18 protein-coding genes and 1 pseudogene are annotated in these 18,980 nt (G+C 72.3%); 11 read left to right on the forward strand and 8 right to left on the reverse strand.

The genetic code is table 11. The annotated features are described in order from the left end of the window. The first annotated feature begins 50 nt into the window (after positions 1–50). The 4 genes from G3I40_RS21870 to G3I40_RS21885 are packed head-to-tail and all read left to right on the forward strand — an operon-like array spanning position 51 to position 4,123. Positions 51–1,037, forward strand: coding sequence for an ABC transporter permease (locus G3I40_RS21870; RefSeq protein ID WP_164303826.1), 987 nt, complete (start codon positions 51–53; stop codon positions 1,035–1,037). Continuing rightward, positions 1,030–1,950, forward strand: coding sequence for an ABC transporter permease (locus tag G3I40_RS21875; protein WP_164303827.1), 921 nt, complete (start codon positions 1,030–1,032; stop codon positions 1,948–1,950). Before G3I40_RS21870 ends, G3I40_RS21875 begins: the two co-directional genes overlap by 8 nt. Further along, entirely contained in the window at positions 1,947–3,104 is a 1,158-nt protein-coding gene (locus tag G3I40_RS21880) for an ABC transporter ATP-binding protein (protein WP_164303828.1), read from the forward strand. The genes G3I40_RS21875 and G3I40_RS21880 overlap by 4 nt, the downstream gene beginning before the upstream one ends. Then, positions 3,101–4,123, forward strand: a complete 1,023-nt coding sequence (locus G3I40_RS21885) for an oligopeptide/dipeptide ABC transporter ATP-binding protein (protein WP_164303829.1) — start codon at positions 3,101–3,103, stop codon at positions 4,121–4,123. Before G3I40_RS21880 ends, G3I40_RS21885 begins: the two co-directional genes overlap by 4 nt. A 3-nt stretch (positions 4,124–4,126) precedes the next feature. Here G3I40_RS21885 and G3I40_RS21890 read toward each other — a convergent pair whose 3' ends face one another. Both G3I40_RS21890 and G3I40_RS21895 read right to left on the reverse strand, forming a co-directional pair. Beyond that, positions 4,127–4,864, reverse strand: coding sequence for an MBL fold metallo-hydrolase (locus G3I40_RS21890; RefSeq protein WP_164303830.1), 738 nt, complete (start codon positions 4,862–4,864; stop codon positions 4,127–4,129). 75 nt (positions 4,865–4,939) lie between these two features. After that, a complete protein-coding gene (locus G3I40_RS21895) occupies positions 4,940–6,304 on the reverse strand; it encodes a dipeptidase (protein WP_164303831.1) in 1,365 nt (454 codons plus the stop codon). Between the two features lie 144 nt (positions 6,305–6,448). Here G3I40_RS21895 and G3I40_RS21900 point away from each other — a divergent pair, with 144 nt between their 5' ends. Further along, the gene (locus G3I40_RS21900; protein ID WP_343244990.1) at positions 6,449–7,672 is read left to right on the forward strand and encodes a geranylgeranyl reductase family protein; all 1,224 of its coding nucleotides are present in this window, start codon (positions 6,449–6,451) and stop codon (positions 7,670–7,672) included. Between the two features lie 30 nt (positions 7,673–7,702). Here G3I40_RS21900 and G3I40_RS21905 read toward each other — a convergent pair whose 3' ends face one another. Beyond that, positions 7,703–8,164, reverse strand: coding sequence for a nitroreductase family deazaflavin-dependent oxidoreductase (locus tag G3I40_RS21905; protein ID WP_164303832.1), 462 nt, complete (start codon positions 8,162–8,164; stop codon positions 7,703–7,705). A 151-nt stretch (positions 8,165–8,315) separates the two neighbouring features. On the opposite strand from G3I40_RS21905, the gene G3I40_RS21910 reads away from it, so the two are divergent. From G3I40_RS21910 to G3I40_RS21920, 3 genes are all read left to right on the forward strand, one after another. Continuing rightward, positions 8,316–9,053: a TetR/AcrR family transcriptional regulator gene (locus G3I40_RS21910; protein WP_164303833.1), complete on the forward strand. Its 738-nt coding sequence runs from the start codon at positions 8,316–8,318 to the stop codon at positions 9,051–9,053. Between the two features lie 107 nt (positions 9,054–9,160). After that, positions 9,161–10,417, forward strand: a complete 1,257-nt coding sequence (locus tag G3I40_RS21915) for a sensor histidine kinase (protein WP_239091877.1) — start codon at positions 9,161–9,163, stop codon at positions 10,415–10,417. 17 nt (positions 10,418–10,434) lie between these two features. Next, positions 10,435–11,100, forward strand: a complete 666-nt coding sequence (locus tag G3I40_RS21920) for a response regulator transcription factor (RefSeq protein WP_164303834.1) — start codon at positions 10,435–10,437, stop codon at positions 11,098–11,100. A gap of 183 nt (positions 11,101–11,283) precedes the next feature. Here the strand turns inward: G3I40_RS21920 and G3I40_RS21925 are convergent, their stop codons facing one another. Together G3I40_RS21925 and G3I40_RS21930 are read right to left on the reverse strand one after the other, a co-directional pair. After that, a complete protein-coding gene (locus G3I40_RS21925) occupies positions 11,284–11,565 on the reverse strand; it encodes a DUF6332 family protein (RefSeq protein WP_239091878.1) in 282 nt (93 codons plus the stop codon). An 81-nt stretch (positions 11,566–11,646) separates the two neighbouring features. Then, positions 11,647–13,143, reverse strand: a complete 1,497-nt coding sequence (locus tag G3I40_RS21930; RefSeq protein ID WP_164303835.1) for an MFS transporter — start codon at positions 13,141–13,143, stop codon at positions 11,647–11,649. A gap of 87 nt (positions 13,144–13,230) precedes the next feature. Between G3I40_RS21930 and G3I40_RS21935 the strand changes: the two genes are divergently transcribed. Next, the gene (locus G3I40_RS21935) at positions 13,231–13,641 is read left to right on the forward strand and encodes a MarR family transcriptional regulator (protein WP_164303836.1); all 411 of its coding nucleotides are present in this window, start codon (positions 13,231–13,233) and stop codon (positions 13,639–13,641) included. Between the two features lie 21 nt (positions 13,642–13,662). Here G3I40_RS21935 and G3I40_RS21940 read toward each other — a convergent pair. From G3I40_RS21940 to G3I40_RS21950, 3 genes and pseudogenes are all read right to left on the reverse strand, one after another. Further along, positions 13,663–14,399 (reverse strand): annotated as a pseudogene (locus G3I40_RS21940) (maleylpyruvate isomerase family mycothiol-dependent enzyme). Between the two features lie 48 nt (positions 14,400–14,447). Beyond that, positions 14,448–15,668: an MFS transporter gene (locus G3I40_RS21945; protein ID WP_343244991.1), complete on the reverse strand. Its 1,221-nt coding sequence runs from the start codon at positions 15,666–15,668 to the stop codon at positions 14,448–14,450. Positions 15,669–15,991: 323 nt separating this feature from the next. Further along, positions 15,992–16,771 (reverse strand): DeoR/GlpR family DNA-binding transcription regulator, encoded by a 780-nt coding sequence (locus tag G3I40_RS21950; protein ID WP_164303837.1) that lies wholly within the window; start codon positions 16,769–16,771, stop codon positions 15,992–15,994. Between the two features lie 157 nt (positions 16,772–16,928). Here G3I40_RS21950 and G3I40_RS21955 point away from each other — a divergent pair, with 157 nt between their 5' ends. Together G3I40_RS21955 and G3I40_RS21960 are read left to right on the forward strand one after the other, a co-directional pair. After that, complete coding sequence (locus tag G3I40_RS21955; protein ID WP_164303838.1) at positions 16,929–17,813, forward strand: SIS domain-containing protein; 885 nt, start codon at positions 16,929–16,931, stop codon at positions 17,811–17,813. A gap of 34 nt (positions 17,814–17,847) precedes the next feature. Continuing rightward, entirely contained in the window at positions 17,848–18,699 is an 852-nt protein-coding gene (locus G3I40_RS21960; RefSeq protein WP_164303839.1) for a class II fructose-bisphosphate aldolase, read from the forward strand. Positions 18,700–18,980 lie beyond the last annotated feature (281 nt).

Raw genomic sequence — 18,980 nt, forward strand, 5'->3', positions numbered from 1 at the left:
GGGATGCGTCTTGGCGCGCATCCCCGGACCCCGGCATCCCAGGGAAGGGCATGTTCGCCTACACCGTGCGCCGCATCCTCGTCTCGATCCCCGTCATGATCGCGTCGACGTTCATCGTCTTCCTCGTCGTCGTCAACGCCGGCGACCCCGTAGCCAACTTCGCCACCTCCCGGCAGCCCGCCCCCAGCAAGGCCGCCGTCGCCTCCTTCGCCCACCACATCCACGCCGACCAGCCGGTCGTCGAACGCTACTGGCACTGGATCACCGGAGTGCTCGGCGGCGACTTCGGACCGTCCGTGCAGCCGAACCTCGACATCGGCCACGACCTGTTCAGCCGGTTCCGGGTGACGCTCGTCCTCGTCGTCGCCGCCATGGTGATCGCCCTGATCCTCGCCGTGGCCTGCGGCGTCTACAGCGCCGTGCGCCAGTACTCGGTCTCCGACTACCTCATCACCTTCGTCGGGTTCCTGTTCCTCGCGATGCCGGTCTTCTGGTTCGCGGTCCTGCTCAAGCAGGGCGGTGTCCAGCTGAACGACGCCACCGGCAGCAGCTTCCTCGGCACCATCGGGGAGAAGTCGCCGTACCTCGACGTCGACACGTTCGGCAACCGGTTGAGCGACCGCATCGGCCATCTCGTGCTGCCCGTCATCACCCTGGCACTCGTCTCCTTCGCCTCCTGGACGCGCTACACCCGGGCCTCCATGCTCGAAGTCCTCGGCAGCGACTACGTACGCCTCGCGCGCGCCAAGGGGATCCGCCGCCGCAAGGTGCTCACGCACCACGCCCTGCGCACCGCCCTCATCCCGCTGACCACCGTCGCCGCCCTCGACGTGGCCCAACTGATCGGCGGAGTCGTCATCACGGAGACGATCTTCCAGTGGCACGGCATGGGGGAGATGCTCGTCCAGGCGGCGACCACGGTCGACGTCTACCGCACCATGGCGTGGCTGCTGCTCTCCGCCGTCGTGGTCATCGCCTTCAACCTCGTCGCCGACCTGCTGTACGCCGTACTCGACCCGAGGATCCGTTATGACTGACCTCCAGGCCCCGGGTGCCACCGGCGGCGAACTGCCCCGCGCCGAGCACGAGTTCACCGTCCGGGAACGCACGCAGGGGCAGCTGATCCTGCGCAGGTTCCTGCGCCACCGCGCCGCGATGATCAGCCTCACCGTGTTCGTGCTCATCGTGCTGTGGGCGTTCATCGGCCCGCACCTGTGGCACTACTCGTACGGGAAGTACACCTCCGACAACTCCCAGGCCCCGTCCGCCAAGCACCCGTTCGGGACCAACTCCTCCGGCTACGACGCGTATGCCCAGGTGATGCGCGGCACCCAGACCTCGCTGAAGATCGCCATCATGATCGCGCTCGGATCGACCGTCGTCGGCGCGATCTGGGGCGCCATCGCCGGGTTCTACCGAGGGCTCGTCGACGCGGTGCTGATGCGCATCTCCGACCTGGTGCTCACGCTGCCGCTGCTGGCCATCGCGCTCGTCATCTCCTCGCGCAGCGGCGGAAGCTGGTACTGGATCGCGCTCGTCATCGCCGGGCTCACCTGGGCGTACGTCTCCCGCGTCGTGCGCTCCACGGTGATGTCGCTGCGCGAGAAGGAGTTCGTCGAAGCGGCGCGGGCGCTCGGCGCCTCGGACACCCGGATCATCTTCCGGCACCTGCTGCCCAACGCGCTGGGCCCGATCATCGTGAACGCCACGATCCTGGTCGCCACCGGCATCCTCACCGAGACGGCCCTGTCCTTCCTGGGCTTCGGCGTGCAGCCGCCCGACACGTCCCTGGGTCTGCTCGTCGCCCAGGCGCAGACGGCGGTCGACACCCGGCCGTGGCTGTTCTACATCCCCGGCGCGTTCATCATCGTCATCGCACTGACCATCAACTTCATCGGCGACGGGTTGCGCGACGCGTTCGACCCGCGACAGCAGAGGGTGCGCCAATGACCTTTCGGGACAAAGGAGTCGACGGGCGCGTCGAGTCGGTGCGGCCCACCGAGGAGACCGTCCTTGAGGTCGACGCGCTGCGCGTGGAGTTCCCCACCGAGGACGGACCGGTCCGGGCGGTGCGCGGGGTGTCCTACCGCCTGGAGCGGGGTGATTCCCTGGGCATCGTGGGGGAGTCCGGGTCCGGGAAGTCGGTGACCGCGCTCGCGGTGATGGGGCTGCTGCCGAACACCGCCCGGGTGCACGGCTCCGTCCGCTTCCAGGGCACGGAGCTGCTCGGCCTGAGCGACGCGGGCCTGTCCGACGTGCGCGGCAGCGGCATCGCCATGATCTTCCAGGACCCCATGACGTCCCTCAACCCCGTGTACACCGTGGGCCACCAGATCACCGAGGGCCTCCTGCGCCACAACCCGGGCCTGTCCCGGCGGGCCGCGCGCGACCGGGCCGTCGACCTGCTCGCCACCGTCGGCATCCCGCATCCGCGGCGGCGCGTCGACACGTACCCGCATGAGCTGTCCGGCGGCATGCGCCAACGCGTCGTCATCGCCATCGGCATGTCCAACGACCCCGCGGTGATCATCGCCGACGAGCCCACCACCGCGCTCGACGTCACGGTGCAGGCCCAGATCCTGGAGGCCCTGGAGACCGCGCGCGCCGAGACCGACGCCGCGCTCGTCCTCATCACTCACGACCTGGGTGTCGTCGCCGGGCACACCGACCGGGTCGCCGTCATGTACGCGGGCCGGGTGGTCGAGACCGGCTCCGTCGAGGAGATCTTCTACGCGCCGCGCATGCCGTACACCCTCGGCCTGCTCGGCTCGTTGCCCCGTATGGACCGGGCGGACGACGGCGAAGGAGGGCAGGAGCGGCTCACCCCGATCACCGGGTCCCCGCCCTCGCTCCTGAACATGCCGCCCGGCTGCCCGTTCGCGCCGCGCTGCCCGATGCGCGAGGACCTCTGCGACCGGGACGAGCCGGCCCTGCGCATGACGGGCGTGCCCGCCCACCGCAGCGCCTGCCACTTCGCCGAGCGGCTCGTCGACACGGAGGCGGCGGAGGTGTTCGCCGCGGAGGGCGCCGACGCCGCCGCCCTGGCCCGGATCGCCGCCGAGGAGCAGGCGCCGACACCGTCGCAACCGGAGGACACGGTATGAGCGCGCAGGGCGAGCCCGTCCTTGAGGTCCGCGACCTCGTCAAGCACTTCCCGGTGCACTCGCGGGGCGTGGTGCGCCGCCGCGTCGGGGACGTGCACGCCGTGTGCGGCGTCTCTTTCGACCTGTACGCCGACGAGACCCTCGGGCTGGTCGGGGAGTCGGGCTCCGGCAAGACGACGACGGCGCGCACCCTGCTCAACCTGGAGCGCGCCACCTCGGGCACCGTCTCCTACGGGGGGCGCGAGCTGACCGGGCTGAGCAGACGTCAGATGCGGCCGCTGCGCGAGGAGTTGCAGATCGTCTTCCAGGACCCGTACGCCTCCCTCGACCCGCGGGTGACCGTCCAGGAGATCGTCGCCGAACCGCTGCGCATCCACGGGCGCTACGACGCGGCCGGGCGCGCCCAGGTGCGGGAGCTGCTGCGCCTGGTGGGCCTCAACCCGGAGCACGGCAACCGCTTCGCCCACGAGTTCTCCGGCGGGCAGCGCCAACGCATCGGCATCGCCCGGGCGTTGGCGCTGCGGCCCCGGATCATCATCCTCGACGAGCCGGTCTCCGCCCTCGACGTCTCCATCCAGGCCGGCATCCTGAACCTGCTGATGGACCTGCAGTCCGAACTCGGCCTGTCGTTCCTCTTCGTGGCGCACGACCTGTCGGTGATGCGGCACGTCGCGCACCGGGTGGCCGTGATGTACCTCGGCCGGATCGTGGAACTCGCCCCGACGCACCAGCTGTTCGCCCGGCCCTCCCACCCCTACACCCAGGCCCTGATCTCCGCGATCCCGCTGCCCGACCCGCGCAAGGAGCGGGCCCGGCGCCGGATCATCGTCGAGGGCGACGTGCCCAGCCCCATCAGCCCGCCCAGCGGCTGCCGCTTCCGCACCCGCTGCCCGAGGTTCGCCACCCAGCTCACCGAGAGCGAGCGGACCGCCTGCGTGGAGCAGACGCCCGAACTCGCCGACCGGGGCACCGGTGCCCCGGTGGCCTGCCACTACGCGCAGCCCGTCCGACTCCTGTGAGTCTCAGCCGAGCGGATATCGGGCCGCGGCCGCCCGCAGCGCCTTCGCGGCCCCGCCCGCCACCGGGTCGCCGTGCCCGAAGCAGGCCACGTCGCTGTCCAGCGCCGCGAGCCGGTGGAAGGAAGCCACGGCCTGCGCCCGGTCGAGGTTGAACACGCCGAGGATCACCTGCCCGTCCACCGGCGACGCGGCCACCGCGTCACCCGTGAACAGGACGCCGTGCTCGGGCAGTTCGAGCGCGATCGAGCCGTCGGTGTGCCCCGGGACACCGACCACCCGCGCCCCGCCCCCGAAGTCCAGGACGTCCCCGTCGGCCAATTCCCGTACGGCGTCCGGGAGTACGGGACATGCCGGAACCGGTGGCAGCCGGGCCAGGGCCTGGGCATGGAGCAGGCGCTCCCCGTCCTCGTGGACCGGCCCGGGCCCCTGCTCGACGCCCCGCACGAACGGCGCGTCGAGACGGTGCGCGCAGACCTCCGCCCCGCTGAGCCGCGCGAACTCCCCGGCGCCGCCCGCGTGGTCCTCGTGGAAGTGGGTCAGCACGATCCGCCGTACGTCCTCGGGGGCGTACCCCCAGTCGCGTACGACGTCGGCGATCGGCTGTCCGGCCCCGGCCGCGCCCGCGTCGATCAGCGTCAACTCGCCCCCGTCGCGCCAGAGACAGGCCTGCCCCACGGGGAAGCGCAGGAGGCGCAGGCGCGGTGTGAGGTCGATCGTGTCCGTCGGCGCGTAGGTCGTCATGCCGCGACCGTAGGACGGCCACGGTCCCGACGACGTACGACTCGGCTCTCGGCAGAGAGCCGAGAGCGGGCTGCCTCAGTGCGCGGCGGCCGCGTACTTCTGCAGGAACAGGGCCTCCGCGACCGACAGCCGTTCCAACTCCTCGGGAGAAACACTCTCGTTGACCGCGTGGATCTGCGCCTCCGGCTCGCTCAGACCGATCAGCAGGATCTCCGCCTGCGGGTACAGCGACGCCAGCGTGTTGCACAGCGGGATCGAGCCGCCCTGGCCCGCGTAACTCATCTCTTGCCCGTCGTACGCCTCACTCATGGCGTCCGCCAGGGCGGCGTAGGCGGGGCTGGAGGTGTTCGCACGGAACGGCTGGCCCTGGCCGACCTGCTCGGTCCGCACCCGGGCGCCCCACGGGGTGTGCGCCTCGATGTGCGCCCGCAGCAGCTTCGTCGCCTCGGCGGCGTCGACGCCCGGCGGCACCCGCAGGCTGACCAGCGCGCGAGCACCGGCCTGCACGGACGGCGTCGCGCCGACCACCGGCGGGCAGTCGATGCCGAGGACGGTCACCGCGGGCCGCGCCCAGATGCGGTCGGCGACGGTGCCCGAGCCGATCAGCTCCACGCCGTCGAGCACCTTCGCGTCGCCGCGGAAGGCGTCCTCCTCGTACTGCAGCCCGTCCCAGGACGCGGCCGACTCCAGGCCGTCGACGGTCGTCGAGCCGTCCTCGGCGCGCAGCGAGTCCAGCACGCGGACCAGCGCCGCCAGCGCGTCGGGAGCGGCGCCGCCGAACTGGCCGGAGTGCAGATTGCCTTCGAGGGTGTCGACCTGCACGCGCACCAGGGTCATGCCGCGCAGCGTGGCCGTCGCGGTCGGCAGGCCGGCCTTGAAGTTGCCGGCGTCGCCGATGACGATCGTGTCGGCGGCCAGCAGCTCGGGGTGCTGCTCGGCGTAGCGCTCGAGGCCGCCGGTGCCCTGCTCCTCGGAACCCTCGGCGATCACCTTGACGTGCACCGGAACGCCGCCGTTCGCCTTGAGGGCGCGGATCGCCAGCAGGTGCAGCAGGACGCCGCCCTTGCAGTCGGCGGCGCCGCGCCCGTACCACCGGCCGTTCTCCCGCTCGGTCAGTTCGAAGGGAGGCGTCGCCCACGCCGCCTCGTCCAGCGGCGGCTGCACGTCGTAGTGCGCGTAGAGCAGCACCGTCGGCGCGCCCGCGGGGCCGGGCAGGAAGCCGTACACGGACTGCGTGCCGTCCGGGGTGTCGAGCAGCGCGACGTCCTCGAAGCCCTCGGCGCGCAGCGCGTCCGCGACCCAGTTGGCGGCGCCCTCGCTCTCGCTCTTCGGATACTGGTCGAAGTCCGCCACCGAGGTGAAGGCCACCAGTTCGGTCAGCTCGGCCTTCGCGCGAGGCATGAGCGAGGTGACGGTCTCGGCGATCGGATGCGGCGACATGGGCACGCTCCTCGTGGGTGCGACGTTGTGCAGGGTGTGGCGATGATCCTCCCACAGAGGCTCAGCCGGACGCCCGCCGTAGGATGCCGGACAGGGGCGGCGGCAGGCATTCCCAGACAGGCGATTCGGGAGCAGTAGACCAACGTGAGCAGCGAGAAGTCGACGGGCGGCAACGACATGGACGACGAGCGGACCGTGGAGGTGTGGGACGTCGTCGTGGTGGGCGCCGGGCCCGCGGGGGCGTCCGCCGCGTACGCGGCCGCGGTCGCCGGACGCAGCGTCCTGCTCCTGGAGAAGGCGGAACTGCCTCGCTACAAGACGTGTGGCGGCGGCATCATCGGCCCGTCCCGGGACTCCCTCCCGCCGGGCTTCGAACTGCCGCTGAAGGACCGGATCAACGCGGTGACGTTCTCCCTGAACGGCAAGTACACGCGCACCCGCCGCTCCCGGAACACGCTGTTCGGGCTCATCAACCGGCCCGAGTTCGACGCACAGCTCGTGGAGCACGCGCAGAAGGCCGGCGCCGAGCTGCGCACGGGCGCCACGGTCTCGCGCGTCGAGCAGCACGGCTCGGCGGTGCCCGACCGGCGCACCGTCGCGGTGGTCCTGCAGGACGGTGAGACGGTGCTCGCGCGGTCCGTGGTCGGCGCCGACGGCAGTGCCAGCCGGATAGGAGCACACGTCGGGGTCAAGATGGACCAGGTCGACCTGGGCCTGGAGGCGGAGATCCCGGTGCCGCAGGCGGTCGCCGACGACTGGCGCGGCCGCGTCCTCATCGACTGGGGTCCGATGCCCGGCAGTTACGGCTGGGTCTTCCCCAAGGACGACACCCTGACCGTCGGCGTGATCTCGGCCCGGGGCGAAGGGGCGGCCACCAAGCGGTACTTGGAGGACTTCATCGGGCGGCTCGGCCTCGCCGGGTTCGAGCCCGCGATCTCCTCCGGTCACCTGACGCGCTGCCGCGCCGACGACTCGCCGCTCTCCCGCGGCCGTGTCCTGGTCTGCGGCGACGCGGCGGGCCTGCTCGAACCCTGGACCCGCGAGGGCATCTCGTTCGCGCTGCGCTCGGGGCGCCTGGCGGGGGAGTGGGCGGTGCGCGTCTCGGAGGCGCACGACGCGGTGGACGCCCGCCGCCAGGCCCTGAACTACGCGTTCGCCATCAAGGCGGGACTCGGCGTCGAGATGGCCGTCGGCAAGCGCATGCTCACCGTCTTCTCGCGTAAGCCGGGCCTGCTGCACGCGGCGCTCACCGGGTTCCGGCCCGCGTGGAACGCGTTCGCGAAGATCACGCGGGGCACGTCGTCGCTCGGTGAGCTGGTGCGCACGCATCCGGTGGCGGGGCGGGCCCTGTCGCGGCTGGACCACTGAGGCCGGCGCGGCCGGGGTGGCAGTGCCTCCTCAGCTCGTGCGGTCGATGCGGAAGACGGGGTGGTCCGGTGCGATGTGCCGGATCTCGTCGTCGGTGGAGTGGGGGGTCACGCCCTTGAAGAACACACCGAGCTCGACCTTCCACAGGGTGATGTAGGCGCGCAGCACCGCCACCTTCACCGGGTCGTCGTCGGTGAGCTCGACCGCCGCGAACTGCTCGGTCTTCTTGCCGTGCCGCAGCTCGCCGCCGCCGGCGGCACGCATGTTGTGCGTCCACTGCACGTGGCCGCGCGGCGCGACGAGGTACTGCTCGCCGTCGACGGGCAACGGGTTGACCGGGGTGGTGCGCCACTCGCCGGTCTTGCGGCCGCGCACGGCGAGCACCCTTCCGCCGCGGAAGTTGAAGCCGCGGCGGACCAGGAAGGCCATGGAGCGGTTCATGACGTTGACGGTGAACCAGCCGGGCTTCTGCACATGTACGGACGCGGACATGAGATCCCCTAGACAGTCAGTGCGAGAGCGGTGCTCTCGCTTGAGAGCAGTCTGCACCGGATCGGCGCCCCAAAGCAAGAGCGGTGCTCTTGTTTGTGTGCGGCGCGCTGCATTGTGTGCAGTGCTCTGAATTCGTGGGACACTGCCTCGCATGAGTACGAGCCGCAGCACATCCCCGCAGGCCGCCTCGCGCACCACACAAGGAGCCCGCGCCCGCGCCCGGCAGGAGATCACCGCCGCCATCAAGGACGAGGCGCGCAGACAACTCGCCGTCGACGGCGCCGCCAAACTGTCCCTGCGTGCCGTCGCCCGCGAACTCGGCATGGTCTCCTCGGCCCTGTACCGCTACTTCCCCAGCCGCGACGACCTGTTGACGGCCCTGATCATCGACGCGTACGACTCGATGGGCGCGGCCGCGGAGGAGGCGGAGGAGGCGTTCCGCGCGACGGACGAGCAGCCGACGCCGGCCCGGCGCTGGCTCGCCGTCTGCCAGGCCGTACGGGCGTGGGCGCTCGGGCATCCGCACGAGTACGCGCTCATCTACGGCTCACCCGTGCCCGGGTACACCGCACCGACGACCACGGTCGCGGCGGCTTCCCGGGTCGGCGTGCTGCTCATCGCCCTCGTCCGCGAGGCCTACGAGGGCAAGGGCGTGGCACTGCCGCCGCTCTCGCCCGGAGTGCGCGCCGAGGCCGAGCGGATGACCGCCGACCTCGCGCCCGACCTGCCGCCGGAGGTGGTGGCCGCGCTGGTGGCCGCGTGGGCGCAGTTGTACGGGCTCGTCGGGTTCGAGCTGTTCGGCCAGTTCAACCGGGTCGTCGAGGACCGTGCCGCGTTCTTCGCGCACGCCGCGGCGGGCCTTGCGCACGGGGTCGGCCTGGTGCGCTAGGACGGTCTGCCCCTGTTGAGGCCGCCGGACCGTACTCCCCGGGGAGTACGCGTGATCACCTCGCCCGGCTGACGCCCCTCGGGGCCCGGGCGCCTTAGCGTGGCGACATGGACGAGCAGCGAGCGCACGACGGCCCGGAGCCCCGACGGGGCGGCCCGCCGTGGATGCGTCTTGGACCCCCGTGGTGGAACCAGGGGCCCCCCGGCGGGAGCCGGGACGGCGCGGGCCGCTGGCCGTGGCGGTCCACCGCGCTGGTGACCGTCTTCGTCCTCGTCGGCTCGAACTTCGCCGCGCGCGAGCAGGGCGGCGACCGCCTGGACCTGGACGTCTTCGCCCGGGTGCTGTTGGTCGCCGGCTGCCTGCTGCTGCTGTGGCGCCACCGCTGTCCCGTCCTCGTGGCCTTCGGTACGGCGGCCTGCGCGACGGTGTACTTGGGCGCCGGTTATGCGTACGGTCCCGTGTTCCTCGTGGTGGCGCTGGGCTGCTTCTCGGCGATCGTGGCGGGTCACCGGCGTGCGGCCTGGGCCGCCGTGGGGCTGTTCTGGGCCGGTCATCTCCTGGTGGCGCTGTGGCTGTACGCGTATCTCCCGCCGTCCACCGACGGACAGGGGGCGTGGGGGGAACAGGGGTTCATCGCGGCGTGGGTGCTGGCCGTCGTCGCCGTCGCCGAACTGGTCCGGGTGCGGCGCGAGCAGTGGGAGCAGGCGCGCAGCGAGCGGGAGCAGGCCGCGCGGCGGCGGGCCGACGAGGAGCGGCTGCGCATCGCCCGTGAGCTGCACGACGTGCTCGCCCACTCGATCTCCGTGATCAATGTGCAGGCGGGCGTCGGGCTCGCCCTGCTCGACTCGGACCCGGAACAGGCGCGGACCGCCCTGACGACCATCAAGGCCGCGAGCAAGGAGGCACTGGGCGAGGTGCGCCAAGTACTCGACACGCTCCGGGCGCCCGGCGCCGCGCCGCGGGCACCCGCGCCGGGGCTCGACCGGCTGGCCGAACTCGTCGAGCAGGCCGCCGGGGCCGGACTCACGGTCGACGTGAGCACGGACGGTCGGCGGTCGGCGCTGCCGCCGGGCACGGACCTCGCCGCGTTCCGGATCGTGCAGGAGGCCCTCACCAATGTCGTACGGCACTCCGAGTCCCGCCGGTCGCGGGTCCGCCTGCAATACGGGAAGGGCCTGTTGACGCTCACCGTCGACGACGAGGGGCCCGCCAGCCACGCCGAGGCGGGCGGCAGCGGCAACGGACTCGCCGGAATGCGCGAGCGGGCCGCCGCCCTCGGTGGCACGATCGAGGCGGGCCCGCGCCCCGACGGAGGCTTTCGGGTCGTCGCCGAACTGCCGCTCGCCACGGCCCCGTCCGCCTGACCCGCAAGGAGGCTCCGTTGATCCGCGTACTGCTCGCCGACGATCAGTCGCTCGTCCGCGCCGGATTCAAGGCGCTGCTGGACGCGCAGAGCGACATCGAGGTCGCGGGCGAGGCCGCCGACGGGGCGGAAGCCGTGCGCCTGGTGCGCGAACTGCGGCCCGACGTCGTCCTCATGGACATCCGGATGCCGCTCCTCGACGGGCTCGCCGCGACCCGGCGGATCGGTGAGGACTCCGCCCTCGGCGAGGTGAAGGTGGTCATGCTCACCACCTTCGAGCTCGACGAGTACGTCTTCGAGGCGATCCGCTCCGGCGCCTCCGGGTTCCTCGTCAAGGACACCGAACCGGATGAACTGCTGCGCGCCGTACGGGCCGTCGTGCACGGTGACGCCCTCCTCTCGCCGGGCGTCACCCGGCGCCTGATCGCCGAGTTCGCGGCCCGCTCCAAGGAGCCCTCGGCCGCCGCGCCGCTGGCCGATCTGACCGAGCGCGAGCGGGAGGTGATGGCGCTCGTCGGCATCGGCCTGTCCAACGAGGAGATCGCCCGCCGCCTGGTGGTCAGCCCGCTCACCGCGAAGACCCATGTGAGCCGCACGATGGTCAAACTGGGCGCCCGGGACCGGGCCCAACTGGTCGTCCTCGCCTACGAGTCCGGACTGGTCAGGCCCGGCTGGCTCGGCTAGGGCGTGGGGCGGACACCCCGGCTGCCCGGCAGTGTCCGGCGAGCCTGCTCGCGGCGTCACCGAAACGTCCGCACGGTTCCGCCTTGAGGAGGCTCCGGCGCCTCGCGATCGCACGCGCCAGACACCGCGGGCCCCGCCCTTCGGGCGAGCGACAGGGCTTTCGCAACGCGCCCGGAACGCGCCCTAACGGACCTCGCGGCGGCGCTGACCGAAGCGCCACAGCACCCGGCCGGCCCTCGCGCAGAAAGCCACCGCGGCCGCGGCCGCGGCGAGCCGGAGCAGTGGCGTACGGGCAGAGCCCTCCACGGCGCCGGAGAACACCGGCAGGGCGCACACGACGAAGACCGCGCCCGCCAGGACCGCGCCGGTGACGAACGCGAACGCGATCTCGACCGTCGCCGCGTCCCGCTCGGTCTGTGTCCGTCGCTTCTCCGTGCCCATGGCGCCGCCCCCGAGGTGTGTCATGACGCCAAGTGTGGCAAACGCGGGGCCCGCAGGCGAGATGCTTTCGCCTGCGGGCCCCGTCCCCCGAGATCGCCGGTCCGCTCAGTCGCGCAGGGCGAGCCCGGGCTCGCCGGCCTCCTGCTGAACGGACTTGGCGATCACGACCGTCTCCTGCGGGCGCCGCGTGCGCAGCCCGGTCAGGGTGACCAGCAGGCCTGCCAGGGCGACCGCGGTGATCACCACGAGGCCGGGCCGGAAGCTGTCGAGGACGGCCTGCGGCGAGGAGCCCTCGGGGGCGTTCGCGGTGATCACGGCCGTCACGATCGCGAGGAAGATCGCGCCGCCGACCTGCACGGAGGTGTTGAGCAGACCCGAGACCATGCCCTGCTCGTCGTCGTGCACGCCGTTCGTGGCCTGGATGTTGAGGGACGGGAAGACCAGGGCGCAGGCCGCGCCGATCAGCAGCATCGTCGGCAGGATGACGGCGGCGTAGACGGGGTCGAGGCTGATGCGCAGGAAGAGGGCGTAGCCGAGCACCATGAACGCGAAGCCCACCGCGATCACCCGGGGCGTACCGAAGCGGTCCACGATCGCGCCTACCTTCGTCGACGACAGGGCCACCAGGGCGCCGGCGGGCAGGAATGCCAGGGCCATGCTCAGCGCCGACCAGCCGAGCAGCGACTGCAGGTACAGCGTCGCCAGGAACTGGAAGCTGACGTAACTGCCGAAGAAGGTCATGGCGCCGAGTTGGGCGCGGATCTGGGCACCGGAACGCAGCACACCGAGCCGGATCAGCGGCCCCGGCGAGCGGCGCTCGATGCGGACGAACACCGCGAGCAGGACGGCGACGGCGAGGAAGGACAGCAGGGTGCGGGCCGAGCCCCAGCCGGCCTGAGGTGCCTGGACCACCGTGAAGACCAGCAGCAGCATGGAGAGCGTGCCCGTGACGGCGCCGGGGATGTCGTAGCCGCGGTGGTTCTCCTCCTTGGCGCTGTGCGGGATCAGTTTGAGGCCGAGCAGCAGCGCGACCACGGCGATCGGCGCGGGCAGCAGCATGGTCAGGCGCCAGCTCGCCTGTGTCAGCAAGCCGGACAGGACGAGGCCCATGGAGAAGCCGGTGGCGGCGCAGGTGGTGTAGATGGACAGGGCGCGGTTGCGCACCGGGCCCTCGGCGAACGTGGTCGTGATGATGGACAGCCCTGCGGGCGCGGTGAACGCGGCGCTCAGGCCCTTGATGAAGCGGCTCGCGATGAGCAGCGGGCCGGAGTCGACCATCCCGCCCAGCAGGGAGGCGAGCGCGAAGACGCCGAGCGCGATCAGGAAGACGCGGCGCCGCCCGAGCAGGTCGGCCGCGCGGCCGCCGAGCAGCAACAGGCCGCCGTAGCCCAGGATGTAGCCGCTGACGACCCATTGCAGGGTCGAGGTGGACAGGCCCAGTTCGGAGCCGATCGACGGCAGGGCGACACCGACCATCGACACGTCGAGCGCGTCGAGGAACATCGCGGCGCAGAGCACGAGCAGGGTCCCCCACAGCCGGGGCGACCAGCGTGCGTCGGACAGCTCCGGGGACGACGGAGCAGGGGTGAGCGGAGAGGTCATGCCGAGCAGAGTACATGCACATGCATTGACTGCAAGTGCATTTAATTCCGATGCAACAAACGGCGTCTTTTCTGCTACGGTGCGGTCATGGCGGGACAGAAGTCGGAGGCGAGCGCCGCGTCGGGTCTCGTCGACCAGTGGCGGGACATCCTCGCGGTGCACGCGCGCACGATGTGCGAGCTCGACCGCGAGTTGCATCAACACGGCCTGGGTGCCAGTGACTTCGAGGTCCTCGACGTACTCGCCGAGGGCGCGGCGGAGGACGGTACGTCGGGATTCCGGGTGCAGGAGATCGCCGCACAGGTCCATCTGAGCCAGAGCGCGCTGTCCCGCCTCATCGGACGTCTGGAGAAGGACGGGCTCGTCGAGCGCGGCATGTGCAGCGAGGACCGGCGCGGGGTGCGGGTCTGTCTCACGTCGAAGGGTCGCGACCTGCACGCCGAGGTACGGCCGCTGCAGCGGGCCGTGCTCGGCCGGATGCTGGAGCACGAGGCCTGACCGGCCCGCGCATCAGGGCGGTCAGCTCCAGGTGACCGCCGCCGCTCCCGCCACAGCGCGGCCACCGAAGCGTCGCCCGTCAGGGACGGGAACGGCAGCCGGTTCCACAGGGACAAGTAGAGGCGGGCCGCGGGCCCCGCCAGTTCACAGTCCGCGTCGCCCGCCGCCCCCCGCTCCGTCGTCGGCGGATCCGGTGAGATCCGCACGGTCCAGGCGGCGTCCGCGTCCGTCGCGAGGATGCGCAGCACCCGTGGTTCGTCGGAGCGCACCCGGCTCTTCTTGCGCCCGTGGAACCCGAAGAGGAGTTCCTCGATCCCGTCGAGCGCGACGTCCCGGGCGATCGGGTCCGGCGTCGTCGTCAGCGCCGACTGGGCGTCCACCCGGTGCACCGTCGTCTCGTGGGCCTGCCGCCGCGCCCAGAAGGCCAGCGGGGTGGGCGCCGGCAGGAACGCCCAGCACGCCACGTCGGACGGCGCCTTCGTCAGCGTGGCGACGAGGTGCGCGTGTCCCTCCCGGAACCAGTCCAGCAGCGGCTCCCCGTCCAGATCGGGCAGGCCGCCGTCGGGGTGGTACGACGTGTGCTCCCGCGCGACGAACTCCGCGGCCCATCGGTGCACCATGCCCGTGTGCCGCAGCAGGTCGCGGATCTGCCAGCCCGGGCAGGTCGGCACCCTGGCGTCGATGCCGGCCCGCTCGGCGGCCGCCGCGAGCAGCCTGCCTTCGATGTCGAGAAGTTGAAGGTGTTCGGCAATCTCCATGCGGCGAGTGTGCCGGGTGCGGTGCCTCTCGGCGCAGACTTCCGCGATTCAGTCGACGGCCGCGCGGCGGGTCGCGAACCCGATCGCCGCCGCCACCGCCGCCAGCACCGCCACGCTCGTCAGGGCCGTGGGCAGCGAGAACCAGTCCGCCATGAAGCCGATCGCGGGCGGTCCCAGCAGCATGCCGCCGTAGCCGAGGGTGGACGCCGCGGCGACGCCGGTGGGGCCCGCGAGCGCCCCGGCCCGTTCGATCGTCACGGGGAAGATGTTCGCCAGGCCGAGCCCGGTGATCGCGAAGCCGACGAGGGTCAGCCACACCGTGGGGGCGAGCGAGCCGAGCAGCATGCCGGCCGCGCCGGTCACGCCGCCGTACACCAACGTCCTTGTCCTGCCGAGGCGTTCGAGCAGCGTGGTGCCGCTCAGCCGCCCGATCGTCATGGCCAGGGCGAAGCACGAGTAGGCGGCGGCCGCGATACCCGGGTGGGCGTGCAGGTCCTGCTCCAGGTGCAGCGCGCTCCAGTCGGCGAGCGCCCCTTCGCCGTACGAGCTGCACAGCGCGATGAGCCCGAGGACGAGCACCAGGCCCTGGACCCTGCGGCCCGCGCGACCTGGCTCCTGCTGCTCCGGCGTCCGGTCCTGCGTCCGTATACGTTCCGGTGGGCGCGGCGCCGGGTGGCGCAGCAGTGTCGGGGCGGCGGCCGCGGTGACCACGAGGCCGATCACGGTGATCGCCAGCAGGTGACGGGTCGGGGACAGGTGCCCCGCGACCAGGCCGCCCAGGCCCGAACCCACCATGCCGCCGAGGCTGAACGCGGCGTGGAAGCTGGGCATGACCGGCCTGCCGAGCGCCGCGACCAGATCGACGGCCGCGCTGTTCATCGCCACGTTGATCCCGCCGTACGCCGCTCCGAAGACCAGCAGGACGAGGCCGAGCGCGAGCGGGGAGTGCGTCAGCGGCGGCAGGGCGACGGTGAGCGGGAGCAGGATGCCGCAGGCCACGGTGACCTTGTGACTGCCGAACCGGCGGCACAGCCCGCCCGTCACCATCATCGTGATGACGGCTCCGGCCGACACCCCGAGCAGCGCGAGCCCGAGCGCACTGGCCGACGCGCCCGTCTGCTCCTTGATCGCCGGGATGCGCACCACCCAGCCCGCGAAGACGAACCCGTCGAGGGCGAAGAAGACCGTGATGGCCAGGCGCAGCCGGGTCAGGGACGGGGCGTGCGGGCCGTCGGCGTTGACGGTCCCCAGTTTGTTTAGTAGCGGCACAAAGTCAGGGTAGAGGGGGACTTCCGTTCGGGGCAAGGGGGTTCGGAGCGGGAGCGGGGCATGCGAAAGGCGCGCGGGGGCGGGGCCCCGCGCGCCTTTCTTCGATGTGCGGCCGGACCGGTCGGGCCGCGGCGGCGCTCTTCTCCGGTGTGCGGCCGGACCGGTCGGGCCGCGGCGCTCTTCTCCGGTGTGCCTGTCGCGCCGTGACGGACTGCTCCGGCGTGCCCGGTCGGACTGCGACGGCCCTTTCCGAGGGGCGGTCGGGCCGCGACGGATTTCTCCGGCGTGCCGGTCGGGGTGCGACGGGCCTCTCCGGTGGGCGGTCAGACCGCGACGACCTGGACGCCCGCTTCCTCGAACCGGCCGATCGTCTCCTTGTCGGCCGCGGTGTCCGTGACGAGGATGTCCAGCTGTGTCACGTCGCAGATCCGCGCGAACGCCCGGTGTCCGAGCTTGCTCGAGTCGGCCGCGACCACCACGCGCTCCGCCCGTTCGCACAGCAGCCGGTTGATCGCGGCCTCCGCCTCGTCGTGCGCGGACGCGCCGTGCGCGACGTCGAGGCCGACGACACCGAGCACGGCGGTGTCCAGGGTGATCTGGCCGAGCACCCCGTCGGCGAGCGGGCCGATCAACTCGTACGACTGTGCGCGCGCGACCCCGCCGGTCAGCACGATCTTGAACTGGGGTCGCACCGCGAGCTCATTGGCGATGTTCAAGGCGTTCGTGACGATCGTCAGGGCCGGGGCGCCGGAGGCGAAGTCGGGACGTACGGCGAGTGCCCGTGCCACCTCCGTCGTCGTCGTGCCGCCGGTGAGGCCGACCGCCTCGCCGGGGGTCAGGAGCTCGGCGACCGCCTTGGCGATGCGCTGCTTCTCGGCGGCGCCCAGCGCGGTCTTGTAGCGCAGGGGCAGCTCGTAGCTCACGCCGTGCACGACGGCGCCGCCCCGGGTGCGCACCAGCATCTGCTGCTCCGCGAGCTGGTCGAAGTCGCGTCGGATGGTCGCGGCGGAGACGCCCAGTTCACCCGCCGCCTCCTCGACATCGAGGCGGCCGCGCTCAACGAGCAGCTCCAGGAGGGACTTCCAGCGGGCATCGCGGGACATCCGCGGCCTCCAATCGTCAGCGGATTCGATCGGACCGACCCTAGCCGTTTGCGCGCGAATGCTTGATAGTGATTGAAAGCTCGCTATATCTTGCAGGAACAAGCATAGTGCGGCGCACGTGTCGTCGTACGGGACATCGGGGAAGTGGGACACCGGCATGAGCCACGTCGAGAACGAGCTGAACAGCCAGCCCGAGTGCTGGACCCGCGCCGCGGGACTGGCCGTGCAGCACAAGGCGGCGCTGCCCGCCGCGGGGGAGCGGGTCGCGATCGTCGGCTGCGGCACCTCGTGGTTCATGGCGCAGGCGGTGGCCGCGCTGCGTGAGCAGGCGGGGCAGGGCGAGACCGACGCGTTCGCGGCGTCGGAGTTCCCCGCCGGGCGCGCGTACGACCGGGTCGTCGCACTGACCCGGTCCGGCACCACCACCGAGGTCCTCGACCTGCTGGCCGCCCTCAAGGGCAAGGTCCGCACGACCGCGATCACCGGTGACCCGAACACGCCCATCAAGACGGCCGCGGACGACCTGGTCGTCCTCGACTTCGCCGACGAGCAGTCCGTCGTGCAGACGCGCTTCGCCACCACCGCGCTCACCCTGCTCCGCGCCCACCTGGGTCTGCACACCGAGCAGGCCGTCGCGGACGCCCGCACCGCGCTCGCCGAGCCGCTGCCCGAGGGCCTCGTGGAATGCGGCCAGTTCACGTTCCTCGGCCGTGGCTGGACGGTCGGCCTCGCCAACGAGGCCGCGCTGAAGATGCGTGAGGCGTCCCTGTCGTGGACCGAGGCGTACCCCGCGATGGAGTACCGCCACGGCCCGATCAGCGTCACCACCTCCGGCACCGCCACCTGGATGCTCGGTGAGGCCCCCGAGGGGCTCGCCGAGCAGGTCGGCGCGACCGGTGCGCTCTGGGTCGAGGGCCGCCTCGACCCCCTGGCCGAGCTCGTCCGGGCGCAGCGCCTGGCCGTCGCGGTCGCCGCCCGCCAGGGCCTCGACCCCGACCAGCCGCGCCACCTCACCCGCTCGGTGATCCTCGACGCCAACTGACCGCAGCAGCCCATGACTTGAGAAGGGAGGGGCCGTGCCCCTCGCAGCAACAGGGACCCTCGTGGGCGCGGCGGCGGCCCGGCGCGGCGCCGTCGCCGCGTTCAACGTGATCACGCTCGAACACGTCGAGGCCGTCGTCGCGGGCGCCGAGTCGGTGGACGCACCCGTCATCCTGCAGATATCCGAGAACGCGGTGCGCTACCGCTACGGCCGGCTGCTGCCGCTGGCCCGCGCCGCGGCCGCCGTCGCGGAGTCGGCCCGCGTCGACGTCGCCCTGCACCTCGACCACGTACAGAGCGACGACCTGCTGCGGCAGGCCGCGGGCGCCGGGTTCAGCTCGGTGATGTACGACGCCGCGCGCCTGCCCTACGAGGAGAATCTCGCCGCGACGCGCGCCGCCGCCGACTGGGGCCACGCCAACGGCCTGTGGGTGGAGGCCGAGCTGGGCGAGGTCGGCGGCAAGGACGGGGCGGCGCCGCTCGACGCGCACGCCCCCGGCGCCCGCACCGTGCCGAGCGAGGCCCTCGCCTACGTCCGGGACGCGGGCGTGGACGCCCTCGCCGTCGCGATCGGTTCCTCGCACGCGATGACCAGCCGCACGGCCGCCCTCGACCACGACCTGCTCAAGGAGCTGGCCGAGGGGCTGGACGTGCCGCTCGTGCTGCACGGCTCGTCCGGCGTCCCCGACGCCGAACTGGCGGCGGCGGTCCGCGGTGGGATCGCCAAGGTCAACGTCGGTACGGCGCTGAACATCGCGATGACCGCCGCCATCCGGGAGTTCCTCGCGGCGCATCCCGACGCGGTCGACTCCCGCAAGTACCTGACCGTCGGGCGGGAAGCCATGACGCGGACGGTGGGCGAACTGATCGCGGTGCTGCGCGGGTAGGTGCGGCGGGTGCATCGGCGCGCGCAGGGTGTCTGACGGGGACGAGGCACGTCGTGGATCAGCAGTGTCACTGCGGCGTTGCCGTCCCGGCAGGGGAGTGTGTGGGCGCGCGGGCCGCGCCGTCGACTGGCCGGGCAGGGGTGCGCGCCGGCCCGGACCATGCGTGAGGTCGGTCGAGCGGACCATGCGCGGGATCAGCCGAGCCGGACCAGGTGCGGGTCAGTCGAGAAGGAGCGTGCCGCCCGCGGCGACGGCGAGGCCCGGCCCGAAGCAGGCCGCCG

Origin of the sequence: Streptomyces sp. SID14478, from assembly GCF_010548525.1 — a bacterium.
Classification (GTDB): domain Bacteria; phylum Actinomycetota; class Actinomycetes; order Streptomycetales; family Streptomycetaceae; genus Streptomyces.

Bases quoted from the DNA above. Each gene is read 5' to 3' on its own strand.
- G3I40_RS21870 (WP_164303826.1), top strand. From the start codon at position 51: ATGTTCGCCTACACCGTGCGCCGCATCCTCGTCTCGATCCCCGTCATG.
- G3I40_RS21875 (WP_164303827.1), top strand. From the start codon at position 1,030: ATGACTGACCTCCAGGCCCCGGGTGCCACCGGCGGCGAACTGCCCCGC.
- G3I40_RS21880 (WP_164303828.1), top strand. From the start codon at position 1,947: ATGACCTTTCGGGACAAAGGAGTCGACGGGCGCGTCGAGTCGGTGCGG.
- G3I40_RS21885 (WP_164303829.1), top strand. From the start codon at position 3,101: ATGAGCGCGCAGGGCGAGCCCGTCCTTGAGGTCCGCGACCTCGTCAAG.
- G3I40_RS21890 (WP_164303830.1), bottom strand. From the start codon at position 4,864: ATGACGACCTACGCGCCGACGGACACGATCGACCTCACACCGCGCCTG.
- G3I40_RS21895 (WP_164303831.1), bottom strand. From the start codon at position 6,304: ATGTCGCCGCATCCGATCGCCGAGACCGTCACCTCGCTCATGCCTCGC.
- G3I40_RS21905 (WP_164303832.1), bottom strand. From the start codon at position 8,164: ATGTCCGCGTCCGTACATGTGCAGAAGCCCGGCTGGTTCACCGTCAAC.
- G3I40_RS21910 (WP_164303833.1), top strand. From the start codon at position 8,316: ATGAGTACGAGCCGCAGCACATCCCCGCAGGCCGCCTCGCGCACCACA.
- G3I40_RS21915 (WP_239091877.1), top strand. From the start codon at position 9,161: ATGGACGAGCAGCGAGCGCACGACGGCCCGGAGCCCCGACGGGGCGGC.
- G3I40_RS21925 (WP_239091878.1), bottom strand. From the start codon at position 11,565: ATGACACACCTCGGGGGCGGCGCCATGGGCACGGAGAAGCGACGGACA.
- G3I40_RS21930 (WP_164303835.1), bottom strand. From the start codon at position 13,143: ATGACCTCTCCGCTCACCCCTGCTCCGTCGTCCCCGGAGCTGTCCGAC.
- G3I40_RS21935 (WP_164303836.1), top strand. From the start codon at position 13,231: ATGGCGGGACAGAAGTCGGAGGCGAGCGCCGCGTCGGGTCTCGTCGAC.
- G3I40_RS21950 (WP_164303837.1), bottom strand. From the start codon at position 16,771: ATGTCCCGCGATGCCCGCTGGAAGTCCCTCCTGGAGCTGCTCGTTGAG.
- G3I40_RS21955 (WP_164303838.1), top strand. From the start codon at position 16,929: ATGAGCCACGTCGAGAACGAGCTGAACAGCCAGCCCGAGTGCTGGACC.